Here is a 22,038-nt window from a genome sequence, read left to right as displayed (position 1 = left end):
ACTTCAAGGCAATGTCAAAGCAAGGGGCGCGGCCAGGGACAGTCCCTGGCCGCGCCCCTGCGAAGGCCAAGCGTTGAGAAGACGGCCTAGTAGAAGTGGACGGGGTCCACCAGGTGGGGCAGTTCGCCGCCGGCCAGGAAGGTGCGAAGGTTGCTGCAGAACCGTTCGGCGATGAGGCGGTTTTCCGCAGAGCTGAGGGCGGACGTGTGCGGGGACACCAGTACCCGGGGGTGGCTCCACAGGGGGCTGTCCTGGGGGAGCGGCTCCACAGCGAAGACATCCAGGCAAGCGTAGGAGACCTGACCGTTGTCGAGTGCTTCGAGCAGGGCTTCCTCGTCCACCACAGTGCCGCGGCCCACGTTGACGAAGACAGTGCCGGGTTTCATGGCGGCGAAAATGTCCCTGTTGAACAGCTTCTCCGTGTAAGGGGTACCGGGGAGGGTGTTCACGACGGCGTCCGCGTCGGCGAGCAACGCGGGTAGCCCGTCATTGCCGGTGACCTCCTCTATTCCGTCGATGGCTTCGACGTTGCGCTTGGTTCCGCTGACCTTCATGCCCAGGGCGCGTGCGATGCGTGCCGTCTCCATGCCGATCTCGCCGAGCCCGGCAATGACCACCTTGGAGCCGTTGGCCAACTTGGTGGGCGTGCGGAGTTCGGGCCAGAACTTGGCGGCTTGGTCTTGTGCCATCTCTGCGCTGCGCTTGAATCCGTTGAGGATGCCGAACGCGGAGAACTCTGCCAGGGGTAGCGCGTGGACGCCCGCGGAGGTGGTGACGCGGAATTTCTGCAGGGTCTCGGTGTCCAGGCCTGAGGCCTTGACCGCTCCGCCGGCGCCGGCGGCCATCGCGTGGATCCACTGCAGGTGGGGGTTGCCGGCAGCGATGCGTGCCAGCCCGGCGGGGCTTTCGTTGGGGAAGCCGTAGAGAACCTGCGCCCTGTTCAGCAGGGTCCAATAGCGCTCCTCCTGCTGGGGCGTCCGCTTGAAGTCGGGATCGCCTGCGTGATCGGCGGGGAACCGCTCCGGGGGCAGCAGCTCGGGTTCGTAGAGAACTGTTACGGAGGGATCTACAGCGCGGATCAGCTCTACGTGCTCAGCTTCGAGCGGTACAGCGATGGCGATGGTAAGTTCATCAGTCGTCATAGTGTTCATCATACTGAATGGAGGCTAGGATATTGAACAGTATTCCCCAAGATGACCACAAAGAAGTGAGGTGTTACCTTCCATGATCAAACAGCGAGTGGGCTTCGTGGGCCTGGGACTCATGGGCGCACCCATGGCCGCCAATATCGCCAACGCAGGGTGGACCGTCACCGCGTGGAACCGATCCGATGCCGCTTTTGAAGGCCTGCCCGGCGTCCGTCGCACAGCAAGCGTCGCGGGACTCCGTGACGAGGATGCCATCATCTTCATGCTCCCGGACCTGCCGTTCATCGAAGAAGCCGCCGCGGACCTGCTTGTCTCATGGCGGAACGACCCGCCGAAGCCCGGCACCGCCGTCGTCATCATGAGCAGTGTCTCGCCCACAGCCGTACAACAGTTCGGTAAGACGGTTCACGAGGCAAGCAGCGGCAACGCAGTGGTGATGGACGCGCCGGTCAGCGGCGGCACGGCCGGTGCGCAAAGCGGGACACTGGCCATCATGGTCGGAGCCACCGAATCCGAGTTCGAAACGCTGCAGCCACTGCTGGGCGCCATGGGAACCACCGTACGTCGGCTGGGACCATTGGGATCAGGGTCCCTCGCCAAGGCGTGCAACCAACTGATTGTCGGAACCACGACGGCGGCGCTCGCCGAAGCCGCCGAACTCGCCGAGCGCTCCGGTATGGAAGTGGGTGCCCTCTTCGACGTCCTGTCCGGCGGGCTGGCAGGAAGCCGCGTACTGGACAACGTGGGTCCGCGCCTTGCCGCCAAGGACTACGCACCCACCGGTCCGGCCAAGTTCATGCACAAGGACCTTGGCTTCGTGCTGACCAGCGCGGAAGCCGTTGGTTCCGCCGTTCCCATGGCTTCAGCCGCGATCGAACTGTACGCAGAGCTCAAACGCCAAGGCCTCGGCGACCAGGACCTCGCCGTGGTCCGTCAAACCATCGCAAACCTGAGCCGGGCGCACGCAGCCGCGGCGAACACCAACTGAACCGGCGCAACCAGAGAAGGAATGAAGAACAAACTATGAGTGGACTTTTTGATCTGACCGGGCGGGTTGCTTTGGTTACTGGTTCGAGCAGGGGGATAGGTAACGCCTTGGCCAGGGGCCTGGCCGATGCCGGGGCTACGGTGGTGCTTAATGGCATCAATCCGGAGCGGCTTGAGGCGGCACATCAGGCCATGGCGGCTGACTATCCGGCGGCCCGGGTGCACAGTCGGGCTTTCGACGTTACAGATGCCACGTCCGCTGCTGAGGGAGTTGCCTGGGTGGAGGAGAACGTTGGCCCGCTGGAGATCCTGGTGAACAATGCCGGGATCCAGCACCGCGTCCCGATGCTGGATCTGGACGTCAAGGACTGGGACCGGGTGATCACCACGGACCTGACCAGTGCGTTCCTGGTGGGCAGGGAAGCTGCACGGCACATGATCCCCAGGGGACAGGGGAAGATCATCAATATCTGCTCAGTCCAGACGGACCTTGCCCGTCCTACCATCGCACCGTACGTGGCGGCCAAGGGCGGCCTCAGGAACCTGACCCGCGCCATGACTGCTGAGTGGGCCGCGTCCGGTTTGCAGATCAACGGCATCGCGCCAGGGTATATCCATACGGAAATGACGCAGAACCTGGTGGATGATTCCGATTTCAACTCCTGGATCCTGGGCCGCACTCCGGCCCACCGGTGGGGGACAGTAGCCGATCTTGCCGGGCCCGTGGTGTGGCTCGCCTCCCAGGCGTCCAACTTCGTCAACGGCCAGACGATCTTCGTCGACGGTGGAATGACGGTGGTGGTCTGATGGGCATCACTCTTCCGGCTTCCGGCCCCGCTGTAGTGGCCCATGGAAAGGGCGACCTCCGGATCGAAGATATCCCGCTGACCGCACCGGATGCCGGGGAAGCGATCGTGGAGATTGCCTACGGTGGGATCTGCGGTTCAGATCTTCATTACTGGTTGCATGGTGCGGCAGGGGAGTCGATCCTCAAAGAGCCCATGGTCCTTGGGCACGAGATCGTGGGTGTGGTCCTCCAGCAGGCCGTAGATGGTTCCGGCCCTGGGGTGGGAACGCCGGTGGCCGTCCACCCCGCGACGCCCGCAGCCGGGGATGTCAGGTATCCCGAAGACCGGCCGAACCTCTCCCCGGGCTGCACGTACTTGGGCAGTGCTGCCCGGTATCCGCATACGGACGGTGCGTTCAGCCGTTACGCCAACCTGCCCTCCAGGATGCTTCGTCCGCTGCCGGAGGGCCTGGACCTTCGCACCGCTGCGCTTGTGGAACCGGCCAGTGTTGCCTGGCACGCCGTGGCCCGCGCGGGAGACGTCAAGGGCAAGACGGCCTTGGTGATCGGCAGCGGCCCGATCGGCGCCCTCGCCGTGGCCGTCCTCAAGCGAGCCGGCGCGGGAAGGATCGTAGCCGTCGACATGCATGACAAACCGTTGGAAATCGCCCGCGCTGTTGGCGCGGACGAGGTCCTCAAGGGCGATGAAGCGGAGGCCATAGCGGCAGTGGATGCCGACGTCGTTATTGAATCCTCGGGAAGCCACTACGGACTGGCCTCGGCCATCAAGGGAGCCACACGCGGCGGCAAGGTAGTGATGGTTGGCCTGCTGCCGTCAGGACCGCAACCGGTGTTCATCTCCCTGGCCATCACCCGCGAGTTGGAACTGCTCGGCTCGTTCCGCTTCAATGACGAAATCGACGACGTTATTACCGCTTTGGCCGACGGATCGCTGTTCGTGGACCCCGTGGTGACGCACGAATTCGACCTCGCCCACGGACTGGAAGCCTTCGAGGTAGCCAAGAACTCTGCCGAGTCCGGGAAGGTCCTGCTGAACTTCGGATAGGCGGCGGCTAGTTTTTGGACACAGGGACGAACACGCGGGGCTGGTCGCCCCAGCTGGGTGCCAGCTCCGCGATGGTCTGCCGCATGATCTTTGCTGCCGCTTCCCGCGCGAGGGAACCGTCTCCGGCGTCGATCGCGTGGGCGACATCCATGTGCCACTGCAACGCCTGCTTCTGTGGGTGTTCAGGCATGAGTCCGTGCACCGTCCGCCCGGTGAGAGTTTCGGTGACCTGGCCAATGAGGTTGGCGAACATCTCGTTGCCCGAGCCGGACAGCACCAAAGCGTGGAAACGGATGTCGAGGTCCAGGAACCTGGCCATATCGCCGGCGTCGCCCGCTTCCTTCATGGCCAAAGAAATGCCTACCAACTCCTGGCGGAGGCTTTCCGGTGCATTGCCTGCGGCAAGTTCCGCGGCAACGGGCTCGACGGCGGAACGCAGCTCTGCGAGCGATCGCAACTGGGCGCCACGCCCTTCGCCGGCCAGCCGCCAACGAATCACCAAGGGATCGAAAGGATTCCACCGGTGCGCAGGAAGGACCCGAATGCCCACCCGCTTGATGGTCTCCACGAGGCCCAGCGACTGCAGGACGCGCACGGCTTCCCGGACGACCGAGCGGGACACCTTGAGTTCGTCTTCCAAGTGCTCCGCCAACATCACATGTCCGGTTGGCAGGGCGCCACCGACAATCCGGGTTCCCAAATGCTCAACGGCGCGGTGGTGGAGGCTGGTTGACATAGAGGTAAGCATAGTGGCGCACGCGGCGCCCGCGTGCAGGACCCGGTGTCACAAGCGCGGTTGGATCCGGGCGCCCATCATAGACTGTTTATGACGCGGGGAGCTTCCACAACGTGGGCACCGCTTTCCCGCCCATGGTTTTAATACGTATGGTTTATTACAGCCCCTGGTTTTGAAATCGCTTCCTGCGTGCCCCCAGGGGGGTGCGGCAGGACTGTTTGTACACGAACGAATTGGAGTTTTGATGTCAGCACACATCGGTGTCACCGGCCTTGCGGTGATGGGCGCCAACCTGGCCCGCAACCTCGCCCGCAACGGCTTCACCGTGGCTCTCCACAACCGCTCCGTGGAAAAGACTGACGCCCTGCTCGAAAAGCACGGCACGGACGGCGACTTCATCCGCACCGAAACGCTGCAGGAACTCGTCGATTCCCTCGAAAAGCCCCGCCGCGTCCTCATCATGGTCAAGGCAGGCGCTCCCGTTGACAACGTGATCGAGCAGCTCGAACCGCTGCTCGAAGCCGGTGACATCATCATCGATGCCGGCAACTCGCACTACGAGGACACCCGCCGCCGCGAAGCCGCGCTGGCAAAGAAGGACCTCCACTTCGTCGGCGTCGGCGTATCCGGTGGCGAAGAAGGCGCCCTGAACGGCCCCTCGATCATGCCCGGCGGCTCCCGTGAGTCCTACGACGCCCTCGGCCCGCTGCTGGAAAAGATCTCCGCCAAGGTCGACGGCGAGCCCTGCTGCGCCTGGATCGGCACCGACGGCGCCGGCCACTTCGTCAAGATGGTCCACAACGGCATTGAATACGCCGACATGCAGGTCATCGGTGAAGCATTCGACCTCCTCCGCTCCGGTGCCGGTATCGAGCCCGCCGAGCAGTCCAAGATCTTCGCTGAATGGAACAAGGGCGATCTTTCCTCGTTCCTGATCGAAATTTCCGCTGAGGTCTTGGGACACGTTGACGCCAAGACGGGCAAGCCGTTCGTGGACGTCGTCGTCGATGCCGCGGGCCAGAAGGGCACGGGCCGCTGGACGGTCATCTCCGCCCTGGAACTCGGCTCCCCGGTCTCCGGCATCGCCGAGTCCGTCTTCGCCCGCGCACTGTCTTCCCAGACCGAGCAGCGCAAGCTTGGCCAGGAACTGCTCGCCGGCGAAGAAGCCTCGGTGGAAATCCCCGAGACCTTCGTCGAGGACGTCCGCCAGGCACTGTATGCCTCCAAGCTGGTCTCCTACGCCCAGGGCCTGGACATGCTGACCTCCTCAGCCAAGGAATACGGCTGGGACCTCAAGCTGGATGAGATCGCTTCGCTCTGGCGCGCAGGCTGCATCATCCGCGCAGAACTGCTCAAGGACATCACCAAGGCTTACGCAGCCGAAGAGAAGCCCGCCAACCTGCTGTTCGCGCCGGCCTTCACCAAGGCCATCGCCGAGGCCCTCCCGGCGTGGCGCCGGGTGGTAGCCACCGCAGTCCAGTTGGGCATCCCGGTACCGGTGTTCTCCTCCTCGCTGGCCTACTACGACGGCCTGCGCCGCAAGCGCGTTGCCGCTGCCCTGATCCAGGGCCAGCGCGACCTCTTCGGAGCACACACTTACGGCCGCGTGGACACCGAGGGTACGTTCCACACATTGTGGGGCGAAGACAAGTCCGAGATCTCGGCAGTCGACACCCACTAGCATCAACGTCCCGTCAGAGGCCGGTCCATCCCCGTTACGCTGGGGGAGGGCCGGCCTTTGCCGTACTTAAACAGCCTTTGACGTACGTGAACAGAAGGAGAACCGCCATGGCATCCCGGATTGCGATGGTCACCGGGGCCTCCACGGGAATTGGCTTTGACACCGCCATCGCCCTCAGGGCGGCCGGGTTCACGGTCTACGCCGGCGCGCGCCGCGTGGAGAAGATGGAGCCGCTTAAGGTCCATGGCATCACAGTCATGTCCCTGGATGTCACCTCGGAGGAATCCATGGCATCGGCGGTGGCTCTGGTGGAAGCAGCCCACGGGCACGTCGATGTCCTGGTCAACAATGCAGGCTATGGGTCCTACGGATCCCTCGAGGAAGTACCTATGGCCGAGGGCAGGCGTCAATTCGAGGTCAATGTCATGGGCCTGGCAAGGATGACCCAACTCGTTATCCCGGGAATGCGTGCCGCCGGCTCGGGCAGGATCATCAATGTCACGTCCATAGGTGGAAAGATCTACGAGCCACTGGGCGCCTGGTACCACGGAACCAAGTTCGCCGTCGAGGGCATGAGCGACTCCCTGCGCCTGGAACTGAAGCCCCACGGCATCGACGTGGTGATCATCGAACCGTCAGGGACCAACAGTGAATGGGGCACCATTGCGGGGGAGAGCCTGCTGGCTGCGTCCGGCGACGGACCTTATCAGGAGCAGGCTCATGTTGTGGCTGCCGCATTGGCGTCTACGTCAGGTGAGGGCCATGTGCTGTCGACTCCGGCCCGGGTTGTTGCCAACGCCATCGTTCGAGCCGCGACGGCAAAACGCCCCAGGACCCGATACCCGGTGGGTAGGGGAGCCTGGAGCGTCCTGTTGATGCGAAGGATTCTTCCGGACCGAGCGTTCGATGCTGTCTTCTGGAATTTCTACAGAAGACTTGCGGGCTAGATCCGGTATTCGATGTAATATTCTGCGGGATCCACGGCGGGCTTGGTTTCGGACCTCGCGTCGCGGTGCCGCCATGTGGCAGGGATGCCCGTAATGATGGATTCCGGAGGTGCGTCCTTGACCACCACGGCGTTGGCACCGATGGCGCTGCCGGCACCGATGGTGATGGGACCCAGGACTTTTGCGCCTGCACCGATAGTGACGCGGTCGCCGATGGTGGGGTGCCGCTTGACCTTGGCCAGTGAACGGCCGCCGAGTGTTACGCCGTGATAGATCATCACGTCCTCGCCGATTTCGGCGGTTTCCCCGATCACCACACCCATCCCGTGGTCGATGAAGAACCGGCGGCCTATGGTGGCACCGGGATGGATCTCGATGCCCGTCAGGAACCTGGCCAGCTGGGAAATCAGGCGCGCCGGAAAACGGAGCGCCGGATTCTGCCACAGCCGGTGCGTCACGCGGTGGGCCCAGATGGCGTGCAGACCGGAATATGCGAAAAAGTTCTCGAAAGAACCTCGAGCCGCCGGATCGTGTGACCGGGCGGCGTCGAGGTCTTCCTTAAGCCTTGCGAAGAAGCTCACAAAGACCTTTCTACAGGAAATGAAGGTTTGCAGGCGTTGTCTCAGCCGCGGATGTCGTCGAACAGCACAGTGGAGATGTAACGCTCTCCAAAGTCGCAGACAACGGCAACAATCAACTTGCCGGCGTTCTCAGGACGCTTGGCCAGCTCGAGGGCACCCCACACGATGGCACCGGAGGAGATGCCGCCGAGGATGCCTTCACGGGCGCCGAGTTCACGGGCAACGCGGACGGAATCTTCCAGCGTGGCGTCCAGGACTTCGTCGTAAACGTTGGTGTCCAGGATTTCCGGAACAAAGTTGGCACCGATTCCCTGGATTTTGTGGGGGCCCGGAGCGCCGCCGTTCAGGATCGCGGAGTCCTTGGGTTCGATCGCTACGATCTGCACGCCCGGCTTGCGTTCCTTGAGGACCTGTCCGACGCCGGTAATGGTGCCACCGGTGCCCACGCCTGCAACAAAGATATCCACTTCACCGTCGGTGTCTTCCCAGACTTCCTCGGCAGTGGTGGTGCGGTGGATCGCCGGGTTGGCCTCATTGGCGAACTGCTGCGCCCAAATGGAGTTCTCCGTGTTGGCGACGATTTCCTGGGCTTTCTCGACCGCGCCGCGCATGCCTTCGGATCCGGGCGTGAGGACGATTTCTGCACCGTAGGCGCGCAGCATGACGCGGCGCTCGGTGGACATGGTCTCCGGCATGGTCAGGATGACCTTGTAGCCGCGTGCAGCACCCACCAATGCCAGGGCGATCCCGGTGTTGCCGGAGGTACCTTCGACGATGGTTCCGCCGGGCTTCAAAGCGCCGGACTTCTCGGCAGCGTCAATGATGGCCACACCGATGCGGTCCTTGACGCTGTTGGCCGGGTTGTAGAACTCGAGCTTGACGGCAACCGTGGCGTCAAGGCCTTCGGTTAGCCGGTTCAAGCGGACCAGCGGAGTGCGGCCGACCAGCTGCGTGACGTCGTCGTAGATCCTTGCCATGAAAATTACGCCTATCTCTGAAGAGGGAATGCTGAGGTCAGCCTAACCAGCCGGATCGAAACACCGCTAAGCAGTAAGCCATGCAGAGTAATATTTCCGGGCCTTGGCCAGCTTCGGGTTAATAATCACCTGGCAGTATCCCTGGTAGGGGAATTTAGCGTAGTAATTCTGGTGGACTTCCTCGGCCTCGTGGAACTCGGGCAGGCGGCTGACCTCGGTCACAATGGGATCCGACCAAAGTCCCTGGGCGCGCTCGATGGCTTCCTCGAACAGCACTTTCTCTTCCGTGGTGGTGTAGAACATCGAAGACCTGTATTGGGTACCAACGTCGTAGCCTTGCCTGTTCAGCGTGGTGGGGTCATGCAGGGCGAAGAACATGTCCAGAATGACTTCCTCCGGGACTACGGTTTCGTCGAAGGTTACGGCCACTACTTCGGCATGGCCCGTAGTACCTGAGCAGACCTGGTAGTAGTCGGGATTGCGGACGTGGCCGCCCGTGTAGCCCGAAACAACCGAGCTGACACCGCGGGTTTTCTGGTAAACGGCGTCCAGGCACCAAAAGCAGCCACCGCCAAGTACGAAAGTTTTCATGTTCTCTTCAATGGATCGGAGGGCTTGATGATTCCCGCTTCACCTTACGGGAGAATTACGGCACCCGGCAGGTCTGCGGGTGGCGGAACTGCCTCATCCGTCGTGGAAGGGAAGAAGTAGGGAAGAATAAGAGCATGGAAGCAGTAAACACCGGCATTTCTGATGCGGATTCGGTCGATGATGACCAAACAGTTGAAGAGGACCAAACAGTTGACGCCGGCGGAGATCCCACGCTTGGCCAGGTGTTGCTTGCTGTCGAAGAACTCTGGCCCGAGTCACTGGCCGAGGACTGGGACGAAGTTGGCTTGGTGGTGGGCCGCCCCAACGTCCCCGTGACCAAGGTCCTCTTTGCCGTAGACCCCACGTTGGCTGTCATCGATGAAGCCATCGAGTGGGGCGCCGGGCTGCTGATCACCCACCACCCTTTGCTCCTCAAAGGGGTGAACTCCGTGGCCGCCACCTCCGCCAAGGGCCTGGCGGTCCACCGGTTGATCGAGGCCGGAACCGGACTCCTGACCGTCCACACCAACGGTGACTCCGCTGTCGGGGGAGTCTCCGACGTCCTGGCTGACGCCTTTGGACTGGAAAACGTGGAGCCGCTGACTCCCGCTGCCAACGGCTTGCCGGAAGAGGGCATCGGCCGTGTGGGTGACCTCCCGGAACTCATCACGCTCGGTGATTTCGCGGCGAGGGTCTTCGAAATGCTTCCGGCGGTGGCCGGCGGTGTCCGGGTTGCCGGCGACAAGGACGGACTGGTGCGGAGGGTTGCTGTCTGCGGTGGCGCCGGCGACAGCTTGTTTGATGCGGTTCGGGCCAGCCACGCGGACGTCTACGTGACCGCTGACATGCGCCACCACCCTGCCTCCGAAGCCCGTGAGGGTGCAAGCAATGGCCGACCATACCTGATCGACGTTTCACACTTTGCCAGCGAATGGCTGTGGCTGCCAGCCGCCGCCGAAGCGCTGGGCAACGTGCTCGCGGACCAGGGCTACGACGTCGAAATCCGTGTCAGCAGCACCAACAGCGATCCGTGGGACTTCATACTCACTCCCGGCGGGGACTAGAGTCTAGAAGGATACGGACAGCCTCAACAGAATGGGGCCAGTCCGGCCGGAACTGATCCCCAGGCCCGGCAGCGACAAGCGGAGGTAAGCGTGGCGAAAGCAGCACCGGCAGAACAATTGAAATTGCTTGAACTGCAGGGGCTGGATGCCAAGCTGAAGTCGCTGGCCGGCCGTCGGAGAGTCCTGGAGACGGATCCCCGGATCACGGACCTCACGGATGCGCTGAACGTGGCCAACGGCGAACTGGGGGCGGCCAAGGTTGCCGTCCATGACGCCGAGGCCGAACTTCGCCGGGCGGAAGCCGACGTGGAGCAAGTAGCCACCCGCATTGAACGCGACGAGACCCGGCTCAACAGCGGCACCGGGCTGTCCAAGGATCTGGTGGCGCTCCAAAGCGACATTGCCTCACTGAACAAGCGTCGCTCGGACCTTGAAGACGTGGAGCTCGAAATCCTGGAGCGCTTGGATACCTTGCGCGAGCGTCAGGCCGCCCAGCAGTCGATCGTTGATGACATCCAGGGATCATTCGGCAGCATCCGCGCTGAACTGGATGAAGCCATTGCCGAGATTGCCGCGGAAGAAACAGTGGTTCGGGGACAGCGGGCCGCATTCGCCGACACCCTGGACGCCGGATTGCAGGCCATTTATGAAAAGACCATCGCCAAGCGTGGCGTAGGCGCTGCCCGTTTGTTCCACGGCAAATCCGAAGGCTCGGGCATGATGCTCAGCCCGGGCGACCTCGCCGAGGTCAAGGCTGCGGCAGAGGACGATATTGTCTTCTGCCCGGACTCCGGGGTCATCCTGGTCCGTTCGGCCGACTGGAACTGACCGCGTCCTACCCTCTCCGGTCCGAACTCAGCTGGACAGGATGATGTTGAGCGCGTGGGGCTTCCGGGCTGAGCCCTCAACAAGTTCCGCCGTCCAGACTTCGCTGGCAGCCTTCAGGAGCTGACCCGGGGTTGAAGGCGCCTTGCCACGCCGGGTCAGCAAGTGTCGCGCCAGTTCGCCGCGTGTGTGCTTGGCGAAGTGGCTCACCACTGTGCGCTTGCCGTTTGCTTCGTTAAAAACGTTGACGTTGACGGTCTGCGCAGCCGGGGGAGCCCAAGCGGCGGCGTAGGTGCTGGAGCGGCAATCCACCAGGAGCTCGCCGTCGGCACGTGAGGCGAGTGCGGCGGTCAGTTGCGGCTTCCAGTAGGAGGCGAGGCGTCCGACGTCGGGCAGTGCCGTTCCCATGGACAGGCGGTAGGCGGGCACGTGGTCGCCAAAGCCGATGGCGCCCCAGAGGGCGGATACCACCAGGATGGAATCAGTGGCCTTGCGGCGCTGGGTTGGCGTCATGCTGTCATAGCCCAGGGCGTCGTAGAGCACCCCCGAATACACCTGGTGCGCAGGAGCAGCCGGCTCGGTATGGAGCCGGGTATTACGTTCGACGTCGTCCCGCAACGAGGCGCCGACGCCCAGCAGGGAAAGTGCGTCCTCGTGTGCGCTCACTGTGCCCAAAGCCTCGAACACTTTTGCCCTGTAAGGATTCAGCTCCGGAAAGCTCAGCGACTCCCACTCGATGACGGGACCTTTGGGGGCGGGGGTCTTGCCTTCGGAAGGCGGCAGCAGAATCAGCACCAGTCGATATTACCGCCGGACTTTGGCACGTCCGGACGCCGGTAGACTGGACAACGGATGGGTCGACCAGGCGGTCGCGCGTCACGAAAGTGGCTCGAGGAACGTCCGGGCTCCGTAGGGCAGGGTGGTGGGTAACGCCCACTCGGGGTAACCCGCAGGCCAGTGCCACAGAGAACAGACCGCCTGCGCTGCGTGATGATTTCATCGCGCAGCAGCAGGTAAGGGTGAAACGGTGGTGTAAGAGACCACCAGCTCCCTGGGTGACCGGGGAGGCTAGGTAAACCCCACCCGGAGCAAGGCCAGACAGGACACGCTTGAGGGCTGCTCGCCCGAGTGTCCGGGTAGGCTGCTGGAGGGCGTCGGCAACGGCGTTCGTAGATGGATGGCCGCCACTCCCTTTCCGGTAACGGAAGGGGATGACAGAACCCGGCGTATCGGTCGACCCATCCATTTATGACTGCCGCAAACAGCCGTGTGAGTGATTTCACGCCGCTGGGCGGCCTACGCCCCCTCCTTCCACCCTAGAATGGTTACTGAACGTAGATGTTCTGCCGCCGGGACTGCGTTCGCAGCCGGCGGATTTTTCTTTGCTCTCGTTCAAGGCGCTGTGGGTGGACCGAAGCCCGCCGGCGCATGTGCCGCAGGACTACTCCGGGCGGCCGCTGCCATCTGCATACGAGGACGTATGTGGTTGACCCAAGGAAGGTAGTTCTGTGAGCCAGACGTCAGATTCTTGTCTTGATAAGTGGATGGGCCGGGAGGCTCTCGCCGAGGCCATGATTCCGGTGATCGGCCGGCTGTACCGGGAAAACAACGTGGTCACCAGCATCCATGGCCGGAGCCTGATCAACAAGTCCACCATGAACATCCTCAAGGCACACCGCTTTGCCCGCCGGATGAGCAACCACGAGCTCCTGCTCGAAGAGACCGCGCCCCTGCTGAACGCCCTGTCGGAGCTGGAACTCGGCGCAGCAGCCATTGACATTGCACGTTTGACCGAGAAGTACCGGGCAGAAGGCAATGGCGCCTCCCTGGATGAGTACCTGCGTGCAGAGCTTGCTGAGATCGTGGGCAAGCGCGGCGCTGACGACCGCACCAGCACCGACGTCGTACTTTACGGCTTTGGCCGCATCGGCCGCCTCTTGGCCCGCATCCTCATTGAAAAGGCTGGTGGCGGCCACGGCCTGCGACTCCGCGCGATCGTAGTGCGCAAGGGTGCCGAGAACGATCTTGTGAAGCGCGCCAGCCTGCTGCGCCGCGACTCCGTTCACGGTTCCTTCGAAGGCACCATCCGCGTGGATGAGGAAGCCAACACCATCACCGCCAATGGCGTGCAGGTCCAGGTCATTTACTCGGACAACCCCGCCACGGTGGACTACACCGCTTACGGCATCAAGGACGCCCTGGTAGTAGACAACACGGGCCGCTGGCGCGATGCCGAAGGTCTCTCCCAGCACCTGCAGAGCAAGGGTGCTGCCCGCGTCCTGCTCACCGCACCCGGCAAGGGCGACCTCAAGAACATCGTCCACGGCATCAACCACCGGGACATCGCGGACGATGACAAGATCGTCACTGCCGCTTCCTGCACTACCAACGCCATCACCCCCGTGCTCAAGGCCATCAACGACAAGTTCGGCATCATCCATGGCCACGTGGAAACAGTGCACTCGTTCACCAACGACCAAAACCTGATCGACAACTTCCACAAGGGCGATCGCCGCGGACGTTCCGCTGCGCTGAACATGGTCATCACAGAAACCGGTGCCGCCAAGGCCGTGGCCAAGGCTCTCCCGGAACTTCAGGGCAAGCTGACAGGCAATGCCATCCGCGTTCCCACGCCCGATGTTTCCATGGCGATTCTTAACCTGAATCTGGAGAAGGGCACCACGCGGGACGAAGTGAATGACTTCCTCCGCGAAATGTCATTGCACTCGGATCTTCGGAAGCAGATCGATTACATCGATTCTCCCGATGTTGTCTCCACAGACTTCGTCGGCTCGCGCCGTGCAGGCATTGTCGACGGCCTGGCAACGATCTCCAACGACAAGAACCTCGTACTTTATGTTTGGTACGACAACGAGTTCGGCTACTCCTGCCAGGTTGTCCGCGTCATGGAGGAAATGGCCGGCGTCAACCCGCCGTCCTTCCCTGCCCGCGACGTCGTGGCTCCCATTGCCGTTCTTGAAGCGGCCGGCGCCTAGGACCTCTGAAGTATCCGCAGGTTTCCCGGCTGCGTCACTGGTATCAGCCGGGAAACCTGACCAAAATGGGTTCATGGAAAACGAATCAACCCTGGAACATGAAACCACGCTTGAACACGCGCTGGACGTAGCCCGCGCCAATCACAAGCAAGCCCAAAAACTCCTGGATCAGGCTGTCGCGGCCAACGCCTCCGGCGACGTCACGGACCAACGGGTGGAGCAACTGCGCGGACTCCTCGCGCTGGCAACCGAGGACCTCCAACGCGTGCTGCGCGAGCAGTAAAACAAGAGGTATCCGTCCTCACGGTGTGACTTCTCCTACACACTGTGGATACCGGCTCTTTCTGTCGGGGCCTTGTCCTACGCTCGTAGGACATGCTTGCCCCCACTGGACGGAGTCCCTTGAGTATCACCTGGTCTGCCTACAAACGCGCCCGACGCAGATCCCGACAAGCATGGACGATTCTCGCCTTGGCTGCCGCAACCATCGTGGCCGGGCTGTCCTGGTTTTTCACCACGGGCCAATTCACTGTGGCAGATCCATGGGTAGCGGGACCCAGCGAAGCGCCCGTTTACAACCCCCTCTGGATGAAGCCCGTTCGCGGCGCCGCACCGGTGGCTGCGGGGAAAGCCAACGACGCCCTGGAACGTCTGCCGGTCAAGGGCAGGGCCGCGAAGACAGACTATGACCGGGCCGCCTTCGGGCAGGCCTGGGCCGATGCCGACCGGAACGGGTGCGACACCCGGAACGATATCCTCCGGCGGGACCTCTCGGCCGTTGAGTTTACCGAAGGGTCCTCCTGCAAGGTCGCCGGCGGCACTTTTCACGAACCCTACACCGGCGCCCAAGTGACGTTCCGGCGGGGACAGGACACGAGCTCAGCCGTTCAAATCGATCACGTAGTAGCCTTGGCGGACGCCTGGCAAAAAGGGGCACAGCAGCTGACCGTCCAGCAGCGCCAGACGTTTGCCAATGATCCTTTGAACCTGATTGCCGCTGACGGACCGGCGAACGTCAAAAAAGGGGCGGGTGACGCTGCCACGTGGCTTCCGGCCAACAAGAACTTCCGCTGCCACTACGTCGCCCGACAAATATCCGTTAAGGCCGCTTACAAGCTCTGGGTGACCCAAGCTGAAAAGGACGCCATGAAGGGCGTCCTCGCCTCCTGCCCGGAGCAGCAGACCATCTACAACTCGAGGTGACCGTGCCCCAGTTGCCAGGTGCCGCCGTCGTCGATTCTCTCCAAGACCACACGCTGAAGTGACGTATCCCGGGGAAGCCGGTCCATGTCCTGGAGGCCACGCTGACGGAAAGTGAAATACACGGCATCGGTGGGGGCATCAGAGCAACGGTCCAGCGTAAAGCGCCGGGCAAAGGAGGCAATGTTGCTCTCAGGCAGGCGGTCCGCAAGATAGGGGTCCAGCATCCACGAATCACACGTGGCAACCGCTGCCGGTTTGTCCGGAAAGTACCGGGCGAAGAACAGGCGGGCCTCGGCCAAGCTGGCATCCACCAAGGCGGGGGAGAGCCCGCCATATTCGGGAATGTGGACGCCGAGCACCCAACGCTGGTCCGCCGTTGAGGTACCGGCTTGAGCGGTTTCCTCCGGGCTGCGGACCAGGTGGAACTGCAGACGGCCCAGCCTGAACAGGTTCCCGGCCATGTGCAGGGTCAGCCAGCCCCACGTATCGAGGCCGAACCGGCCATGGACCCGCCGGTTGATCCTGAGCTGCAGTCCCACGTCAGACAATGACGCCGCAGAGACATCCGGGCTGATGCCGAGCCGCAGGTGATAAGCGTGAACGGTGGGGGAGAAGCGGAGCAGTGCTTCGATCCAAACCGTTTCGACGGCGTGGTCTTCCTGGATGCTGTCCAGAGGAAAAGATCCCAGCCGCTCTTGCATCGTGGCCATGGCGCCCAGCACCCCCTCACCGGGCGGAGTTGCGAGAAGGGCGGCACATTCCTCCGCGTCGTCGCCGGTGATGTCCAGGAGTTCGAATAGCCCAGTGTGCGTGGTTAAGGCCATGGCTCAGTGTCCGAAAGGATCGGGATCGATGCCGGGCATCCACGTCAGGCCGGGCACGCCCCAGCCGTGCTTCTTCGCTTGCTTGAGGGCCTTCTTTGCGTACCTGTCCACCAGCCGGTTGACGTACAGCTTGCCGTCCAAATGGTCGAACTCGTGCTGCAGAATCCGGGCAAACCAGCCGGTCGCTTCAAAGTCCACGGGGTTGCCGTCTCCGTCGAAGCCCTCCACACGCGTCCATTCAGCACGCTGCAAAGGGTAGTACTCTCCGGGGAAGGACAAGCAACCCTCAACATCCTCGTCAGGATCCGGAAGAGCTCCCGAGACTTTGGAGAGCGTGAGCACCGGGTTGACCACCACGCCCTGCTCCGGAACGTCGTCATCGTTGGCGTACTTATAGACGAACAGGCGCTTGCCCACACCGATCTGCGGGGCAGCGAGGCCCACACCGTTGGCGGCGTCGTTGGTCTCGAACATATCCGCGATCAGTGCGCGGAGCTCGTCGTCGAAGACCTCCACTTCGCTGGCCCGGCGATGCAAAACAGGTTCGCCCCAAATGGTGACTGGCAGGACGGTCATGTCAGTTCTTCCTTTTGTTGATCGCTGAAGTCCGGAGCGGCGCAGGTCCGCTTCAGGGGTTAAAAGCAAAGGCCGCACCGGGTAACCGGTGCGGCTTTTGTGGAAACCGGCTCTGCAGCCAATCTCGGTGGGGTGAGCTACGGGGGTTGAACCCGCGACCTCCTGGACCACAACCAGGCGCTCTGCCAACTGAGCTAAGCCCACCATGTGCCTTTTGGGGCTGAACCGTTTGACCGGCTTTCCTTCAAGGCAACGACAAATAGCTTACCTGCTGTTTTGGGGTGCAAAGTCCACTTTTGCCGGTTTTGGCGAAAAAACCTTGAAAAATGGTCCAGATCACACTGATTCGGTGGATCCCAAGGTTTCCGCAGTGGCCATGACGTCCTTGGAGATGCGCTGTGCCGTGGCAGTGTCCGGTCCCGGGGCGGGCACGAAGACGGCCTGGCGGTAGTAGCGAAGCTCGTCGATGGAATCCTTGATGTCTCCGAGGGCGCGGTGCCCGCCGTGCTTGGCAGGTGACTGGAAGTAGGCGCGCGGGAACCAGCGGCGCGACAGCTCTTTGATGGTGCTGACATCGATCACGCGATAGTGGAGATGCTCCACGATGTTTGGCATGTCCCTGGCCAGGAACATGCGGTCGGTTCCCACGGAGTTGCCGCCCAAGGGCGCCTTGCGGGGGTCCGGAACCCACTTCTCGATGTATTCAAGAACCTGGGCTTCGGCCTCTGCCATGGTCTTTCCGTGGTGGAGTTCATCCAGGAGCTTGGAACGGGTATGCATGTCCCTGACGAAATCATTCATTTGTTCCAGGGCAGCATCATCGGGCCTGATGACGACGTCGACGCCGTCGCCGAGGATATTGAGCTCGGAATCCGTCACCAGCGCCGCGACCTCAATCAAGGCGTCGTTCTTCAGGTCCAGGCCGGTCATTTCGCAGTCGATCCAGACGATGCGTTCATTAGTAATAGGCACGCGCCCAGCCTATCCTTCAGCCGCTTCGAAGTGCTCTGATGGTACGATTTTTGAGCGCGGCAGTGTCTCTTTCTTCCTGCCGTGGAAAGCCCCGAAGACGCAGAATTTCTCCCGGATGTTCCGGGCGAACGATTGGATGACGACCACATGACGGTGCCAGTACCCGCCGCCCAGAAGGCAGGGACAGCAGCGCCGACGGCAGATGCTGCGGCCAGCGAGGTTGATAATGCCCGTTCGCCGCTGATCGCCGGTTTCATCGGCTCCATGTTCATGGTTTTCGGGTCCCTGGGCGTGGGCTGGCTTGCTCCGGTCTCCGAACTCCGGAGATTGCCGCTTTTCATCTGGATGCGCACCGAAGGTGTCGGTGTCGCCCTGTCGATTGTCCTGCTGGCCGTCGGCGGAATGCTGCTGGTCCGGGCATGGCTCCGATTGGGTCAACGTGTCCGGGTCTGGGGACTGGAAGCACGGAAGGCGACGCTTCAGGCGGTGGCTGCGTGGGGATTGCCCATGATGTTCACTGTTCCCCTCTTCAGCAGGGACGTTTACGCGTACATCGGTCAGGGACGCCTGATGGTCGAAGGCATCAATCCCTACGAAAATGGGATTTCCGCCCTGCCCAATTACTTCCAATTGGGCGCGGACAAGATGTGGACCGAAGCGCCGGTGCCGTACGGGCAATTGTTCCTGTGGATTGAGCAGTTCGTCGTCTGGGTGACCAACGTCCAACCCGAAGCAAGCATCATGCTCTTCCGGCTGGTGGCACTCGTGGGCATCGTCCTCTGCATCGTCTATGTGCCCAAGCTGGCTGAACTTCATGGGGTAAATCCGCACCGGGCGCTGTGGCTGACGGCCGCAAACCCGCTCTTCCTGACCAACTTCATTGCCAGCGTCCACAACGACGCCCTCATGATCGGCCTGGCCCTCGCGGGGCTCTATTACTGCGCTACACGCCGAGTGATCCTTGGCCTGGTGCTGATCACCCTTTCCATCTCCGTCAAGCCCATTACGGTGGTGTTCCTCCCCTTCATTGGGCTCTTGTGGGCAGGCAAGGGAGCTTCCTGGCCGCGGAAGTTCGTCTTCTGGTTCCTGACCGCCGGGCTGAGCTTCGGATTGCTGTACGCCATGAGCATGGTCAATGGCTTTGGATTCGGTTGGATCAATGGTCTGTCAGCTCCTGGCAGTGTCTGGATCTGGTACGCGCCCATCGGCCTGATTGGCTTGGTGGTGGCGTCCATTTTCAATGTCTTTGGACTGGACGGCTGGGGCATGGCCAAGTGGGTTTACGACGCCGGCAAGGTATTGATGGTGGGCGCCATCGCCTGGCAGGTCTTCCGTGGCGACTACGACCGCCTGATGCGCCGGCTCACCCTGGCATTTGCGGCTATTGTCATTTTGGCGCCGATGATCCAGTCCTGGTACGTGGTCTGGCTGATCCCGCTCTTTGCCGTGACCGGGATCCGCAATGACTGGCAGGTCAAGGCCGTCTATTTCGTGGTGTCGTTCTTTATGGTCTACGCGATCTCGGACCAACTGGATGTCTTCCCGTACCTTCAGAGCGAAGACCTGGGCCTGGCTCTGACCCTGGCCCGTAACGCAGCGGCCATCATCGCCTTGCTCTTCGCTGTGTACCTGATCTTCGTGGACCCGAAAACCAAGAGCCTGTTCCGCAAACACGACGAACCCGGACTCCGTCCGATCATCTAGGCCGCATCAGCTGGATGATAAAAGCCGTGTCCCCTCACGCAGGGACAAGGGACTCAGCGTTGATGCGTTATCTACGACGAAAGCACGGACCCATTCAGGATCTGACTTGCTGTATTCGCGCAGTGCCCAGCCAATGGCCTTGCGGATGAAAAACTCCTTGTCGTGCAGGTTGGGATCGATGACTGCCGCCAGCAAGCGGTGATCGGTCATGGACTTCGCCCCCAGTTGGGCGTTAATGGCAGCCCGGCGGATCCACATGTCGTCGTCCTTTGCCCAGCGAAGCAGCAGAGGGGTCATGGTTGACTTATGCGCAAGCAGCAGCGCGCAGATCCTGTGCGACACTCCATCCACAAGGTCCCACCATGCTCCTGTCCGAATAATTTCCTCGTACACGGGCAGCATGTCCAGGTCTTCCTTCACCATCCGCAGGCCCGTCAGGTCAATGGCTGCGTACCGCTCTTCGCGTGCCGTGGCATCGCGCCACAGCTGGACAACCGCGTGCCGCAGCTCGTCAGGGGATGCGACAGGAAATTCTCTTGCTGCCGCTGTGACGATGCTCCGCACCTCAGGAACCCTGACGCCGAGTGAGGGCATCTCCGACTTCATGTACTTCTGGGCACCGACCGCCCGTTCAGCGTCCCCCGACGAGCGCAGCGAAGATCGGATTGATTCCACTAGTTCCTTGGTCATGCGTCCACTGTAGGACCGATCCAGGGCCGCGGGTCTCCTGCCATTGATGAGATCCCTCCCAGGCATGGCCGGGGGGTCGTAGAGTGGGCAGAGCGGCAGCAGCTGGCCGCACAACCGGCCCCTGAGGGCACGCCCAGCAACGGAGGACCTTTGATGTCAATGCTGAAAACGCCCCAGCAGATAGCGTTGATGCGTGAGGCCGGCCGTGTGGTCGCCAACGCCCTGGCGGCCGTGAAGGACCACGCTGCTGTCGGCGTTTCCCTCAAGGAACTTGACGACGTCGCGGCGGCAGTGATGGCCGACGCCGGCGCAAGGCCTGCCTTCCTCGACTACCACCCCCGCTGGGCGGCAGTGCCGTTTCCCGGCGTGATTTGCGCCAGTGTCAACGACGCCGTGGTGCATGGTATCCCTAACGGCTATGCACTTGAAGACGGCGATCTCCTCAGCGTTGACTGCGGCGCCTTCCTGGAGGGTTGGTGCGGAGACGCTGCCATCAGCTTCATTGTGGGGGATGTCGATCCCCTCGACCAGGAACTCATCGACGCAACGGACGCCGCACTGGCGCGGGGGATAGAAGCAGCCCGGGTGGGCAACAAAATGGGTGATCTTGCCTACGCCATTGGTGGTGAAGCCAAACGGGCAGGTTACGGTCTGTTGGCCGATCACGGCGGACATGGCATCGGCCGGACCATGCACGCGGAACCTCCCGTTCCCAACATCGGGCGTCCGGGGCGCGGCATGAAGCTCGAGGAAGGCCTGGTTATCGCCATCGAGCCCATGTTGATCCAGGGAGGGAAAGACGACTACTACCACGATGAGGACGAGTGGACCCTGCGTTCGGCGAACGGACGAAGGGCAGCGCACAGCGAGCACACGGTCGCCATCACGGCGGATGGGCCGATGATCCTGACGCTGCCTTGATGGGAACACTGCATTGATTCCGTCGACGCCTTGGTTCAAAACCGCCTTTGAGTCAGAGCCGCCTTTGATTCAGACCCGTCCATGACTTTCAACCTGCGTGATCAAGCCCGGCCTCGTGATCAGGCCCGGCCTCCGGACGCCGCGTGGCCCCTGGTAAGCCGTACAACGGGCCGGCCCGGCACGGATTCGGAGACCGGGCTGAAACCGGCAGCCCGGAAAAGTGACAGAGTGCCGTGGTAAAGGTCCGATGACGTCGCCTTGGTCCTGAGCCGCGTGTCGACGGGGTAGGCCTCCAGGACCTCCGCGCCGTTGGTGAAGGCGTGGTTGACGGCTGCGGCCAGGAGCGCGGACGAAACCCCGGTGCGGCGATGACTTGGTGCCACGACGAAGCAGCTGATGGCCCACAGCGCGGTGTCATCCGTGGCGGCCGGTGTGTCTGCCCTCAGGACTGGGGACCGTTTCAGCCGCCCGTAGGCTGCCCGGGGCTCAACAGCACACCAACCAACTGGATCACCGTTCCTGAAGGCCATGACGCCCGGCGCCGGTTCGGCGCTGAAAGCTGACTTCAGCATTTCCTTTCGGTCATCCGCAGACGTGGTGTCCCATTCCTTGCCGGCAAGGGCGAACCACCGGCACCAGCACCGGGATGGTTCGCCCTTGGTCCCGAACAGCTCCTCAACAGCTGCCCAGGACGCAGGAGCAGTCTCTAGCCTGATTGCATCCTCGTGCTGTGCCATGGACCCAGAATAGGCCTCTCCGTCA

23 protein-coding genes, 1 tRNA gene and 1 other RNA gene are annotated in these 22,038 nt (G+C 62.4%); 13 read left to right on the top strand and 12 right to left on the bottom strand.

All coding sequences use genetic code 11. The features are described 5' to 3' along the window. Positions 1 to 86: 86 nt before the first annotated feature. Entirely contained in the window at positions 87 to 1,154 is a 1,068-nt protein-coding gene (locus tag RQH14_RS09760) for a D-2-hydroxyacid dehydrogenase (RefSeq protein WP_311213059.1), read from the bottom strand. A 70-nt stretch (positions 1,155 to 1,224) separates the two neighbouring features. On the opposite strand from RQH14_RS09760, the gene RQH14_RS09755 reads away from it, so the two are divergent. Genes RQH14_RS09755 through RQH14_RS09745 form a run of 3 tightly spaced genes read left to right on the top strand, consistent with a single transcriptional unit; the run spans position 1,225 to position 3,988 of the window. Then, a complete protein-coding gene (locus RQH14_RS09755; RefSeq protein ID WP_311213058.1) occupies positions 1,225 to 2,136 on the top strand; it encodes an NAD(P)-dependent oxidoreductase in 912 nt (303 codons plus the stop codon). Between the two features lie 35 nt (positions 2,137 to 2,171). Continuing rightward, positions 2,172 to 2,942 carry an SDR family oxidoreductase gene (locus RQH14_RS09750; RefSeq protein ID WP_311213057.1) on the top strand — a complete coding sequence of 257 codons (771 nt, stop codon included), beginning with the start codon at positions 2,172 to 2,174 and terminating at the stop codon, positions 2,940 to 2,942. Next, a complete protein-coding gene (locus tag RQH14_RS09745; RefSeq protein WP_311213056.1) occupies positions 2,942 to 3,988 on the top strand; it encodes an L-idonate 5-dehydrogenase in 1,047 nt (348 codons plus the stop codon). The genes RQH14_RS09750 and RQH14_RS09745 overlap by 1 nt, the downstream gene beginning before the upstream one ends. A 7-nt stretch (positions 3,989 to 3,995) precedes the next feature. On the opposite strand, the gene RQH14_RS09740 is transcribed toward RQH14_RS09745, so the two are convergent. Next, positions 3,996 to 4,724: an FCD domain-containing protein gene (locus RQH14_RS09740; RefSeq protein ID WP_311213055.1), complete on the bottom strand. Its 729-nt coding sequence runs from the start codon at positions 4,722 to 4,724 to the stop codon at positions 3,996 to 3,998. A gap of 244 nt (positions 4,725 to 4,968) precedes the next feature. On the opposite strand from RQH14_RS09740, the gene gndA reads away from it, so the two are divergent. Together gndA and RQH14_RS09730 are read left to right on the top strand one after the other, a co-directional pair. Beyond that, on the top strand, positions 4,969 to 6,405 hold the full coding sequence (gene gndA / locus RQH14_RS09735) for an NADP-dependent phosphogluconate dehydrogenase (RefSeq protein ID WP_311213054.1): 1,437 nt from the start codon (positions 4,969 to 4,971) through the stop codon (positions 6,403 to 6,405). Between the two features lie 107 nt (positions 6,406 to 6,512). After that, entirely contained in the window at positions 6,513 to 7,352 is an 840-nt protein-coding gene (locus RQH14_RS09730) for an oxidoreductase (protein WP_311213053.1), read from the top strand. Here the strand turns inward: RQH14_RS09730 and epsC are convergent. The 3 genes from epsC to msrA all read right to left on the bottom strand — a co-directional run bounded on the left by epsC (position 7,349) and on the right by msrA (position 9,501). Next, positions 7,349 to 7,933, bottom strand: coding sequence for a serine O-acetyltransferase EpsC (gene epsC, locus RQH14_RS09725; protein ID WP_011775089.1), 585 nt, complete (start codon positions 7,931 to 7,933; stop codon positions 7,349 to 7,351). The two genes, RQH14_RS09730 and epsC, sit on opposite strands and share 4 nt — an antisense overlap. A 41-nt stretch (positions 7,934 to 7,974) precedes the next feature. After that, positions 7,975 to 8,910, bottom strand: a complete 936-nt coding sequence (gene cysK, locus RQH14_RS09720; protein ID WP_017200618.1) for a cysteine synthase A — start codon at positions 8,908 to 8,910, stop codon at positions 7,975 to 7,977. Positions 8,911 to 8,976: 66 nt separating this feature from the next. Continuing rightward, positions 8,977 to 9,501, bottom strand: coding sequence for a peptide-methionine (S)-S-oxide reductase MsrA (msrA, locus tag RQH14_RS09715; RefSeq protein ID WP_311213052.1), 525 nt, complete (start codon positions 9,499 to 9,501; stop codon positions 8,977 to 8,979). A 134-nt stretch (positions 9,502 to 9,635) separates the two neighbouring features. Between msrA and RQH14_RS09710 the strand changes: the two genes are divergently transcribed. Beyond that, the gene (locus tag RQH14_RS09710; protein WP_311213051.1) at positions 9,636 to 10,565 is read left to right on the top strand and encodes a Nif3-like dinuclear metal center hexameric protein; all 930 of its coding nucleotides are present in this window, start codon (positions 9,636 to 9,638) and stop codon (positions 10,563 to 10,565) included. A 90-nt stretch (positions 10,566 to 10,655) separates the two neighbouring features. Further along, complete coding sequence (locus RQH14_RS09705) at positions 10,656 to 11,393, top strand: C4-type zinc ribbon domain-containing protein (protein WP_311213050.1); 738 nt, start codon at positions 10,656 to 10,658, stop codon at positions 11,391 to 11,393. Between the two features lie 27 nt (positions 11,394 to 11,420). Here the strand turns inward: RQH14_RS09705 and RQH14_RS09700 are convergent, their stop codons facing one another. Further along, positions 11,421 to 12,185: a peroxide stress protein YaaA gene (locus tag RQH14_RS09700; RefSeq protein ID WP_311213049.1), complete on the bottom strand. Its 765-nt coding sequence runs from the start codon at positions 12,183 to 12,185 to the stop codon at positions 11,421 to 11,423. Positions 12,186 to 12,243: 58 nt separating this feature from the next. On the opposite strand from RQH14_RS09700, the gene rnpB reads away from it, so the two are divergent. The 4 genes from rnpB to RQH14_RS09680 all read left to right on the top strand — a co-directional run bounded on the left by rnpB (position 12,244) and on the right by RQH14_RS09680 (position 15,589). Beyond that, positions 12,244 to 12,635, top strand: an RNA gene (gene rnpB / locus RQH14_RS09695) — RNase P RNA component class A. Between the two features lie 263 nt (positions 12,636 to 12,898). Next, entirely contained in the window at positions 12,899 to 14,386 is a 1,488-nt protein-coding gene (locus RQH14_RS09690) for a glyceraldehyde-3-phosphate dehydrogenase (RefSeq protein WP_311213048.1), read from the top strand. 73 nt (positions 14,387 to 14,459) lie between these two features. Then, positions 14,460 to 14,669 carry a hypothetical protein gene (locus RQH14_RS09685; protein ID WP_311213047.1) on the top strand — a complete coding sequence of 70 codons (210 nt, stop codon included), beginning with the start codon at positions 14,460 to 14,462 and terminating at the stop codon, positions 14,667 to 14,669. 119 nt (positions 14,670 to 14,788) lie between these two features. Further along, a complete protein-coding gene (locus tag RQH14_RS09680; RefSeq protein ID WP_311213046.1) occupies positions 14,789 to 15,589 on the top strand; it encodes an HNH endonuclease family protein in 801 nt (266 codons plus the stop codon). Here RQH14_RS09680 and RQH14_RS09675 read toward each other — a convergent pair. The 4 genes from RQH14_RS09675 to orn all read right to left on the bottom strand — a co-directional run bounded on the left by RQH14_RS09675 (position 15,574) and on the right by orn (position 17,961). Next, positions 15,574 to 16,413 carry an acyltransferase domain-containing protein gene (locus RQH14_RS09675; RefSeq protein ID WP_311213045.1) on the bottom strand — a complete coding sequence of 280 codons (840 nt, stop codon included), beginning with the start codon at positions 16,411 to 16,413 and terminating at the stop codon, positions 15,574 to 15,576. The two genes, RQH14_RS09680 and RQH14_RS09675, sit on opposite strands and share 16 nt — an antisense overlap. A 3-nt stretch (positions 16,414 to 16,416) precedes the next feature. After that, positions 16,417 to 16,989 (bottom strand): peptide deformylase, encoded by a 573-nt coding sequence (def, locus tag RQH14_RS09670; protein WP_311213044.1) that lies wholly within the window; start codon positions 16,987 to 16,989, stop codon positions 16,417 to 16,419. Between the two features lie 128 nt (positions 16,990 to 17,117). Continuing rightward, positions 17,118 to 17,193 (bottom strand) — tRNA-His (locus RQH14_RS09665). A 132-nt stretch (positions 17,194 to 17,325) separates the two neighbouring features. After that, positions 17,326 to 17,961 carry an oligoribonuclease gene (gene orn, locus RQH14_RS09660; RefSeq protein ID WP_311213043.1) on the bottom strand — a complete coding sequence of 212 codons (636 nt, stop codon included), beginning with the start codon at positions 17,959 to 17,961 and terminating at the stop codon, positions 17,326 to 17,328. A 147-nt stretch (positions 17,962 to 18,108) separates the two neighbouring features. Here orn and mptB point away from each other — a divergent pair, with 147 nt between their 5' ends. Continuing rightward, on the top strand, positions 18,109 to 19,665 hold the full coding sequence (mptB, locus tag RQH14_RS09655) for a polyprenol phosphomannose-dependent alpha 1,6 mannosyltransferase MptB (protein ID WP_311213042.1): 1,557 nt from the start codon (positions 18,109 to 18,111) through the stop codon (positions 19,663 to 19,665). Positions 19,666 to 19,671: 6 nt separating this feature from the next. Here the strand turns inward: mptB and RQH14_RS09650 are convergent, their stop codons facing one another. Beyond that, positions 19,672 to 20,355 (bottom strand): DNA alkylation repair protein, encoded by a 684-nt coding sequence (locus tag RQH14_RS09650; protein ID WP_311213041.1) that lies wholly within the window; start codon positions 20,353 to 20,355, stop codon positions 19,672 to 19,674. Positions 20,356 to 20,508: 153 nt separating this feature from the next. Here RQH14_RS09650 and map point away from each other — a divergent pair, with 153 nt between their 5' ends. Continuing rightward, positions 20,509 to 21,276, top strand: a complete 768-nt coding sequence (map, locus tag RQH14_RS09645) for a type I methionyl aminopeptidase (protein WP_311213040.1) — start codon at positions 20,509 to 20,511, stop codon at positions 21,274 to 21,276. Between the two features lie 119 nt (positions 21,277 to 21,395). Here map and RQH14_RS09640 read toward each other — a convergent pair whose 3' ends face one another. Beyond that, on the bottom strand, positions 21,396 to 22,013 hold the full coding sequence (locus tag RQH14_RS09640; RefSeq protein ID WP_311213039.1) for a GNAT family N-acetyltransferase: 618 nt from the start codon (positions 22,011 to 22,013) through the stop codon (positions 21,396 to 21,398). Between the last annotated feature and the right edge of the window lie 25 nt (positions 22,014 to 22,038).

The organism is Arthrobacter sp. WCS2018Hpa-7 (genome assembly GCF_031843805.1).
In the GTDB taxonomy this organism is placed as follows: domain Bacteria; phylum Actinomycetota; class Actinomycetes; order Actinomycetales; family Micrococcaceae; genus Arthrobacter.
This window is presented reverse-complemented; position numbering and strand designations above follow the sequence as displayed.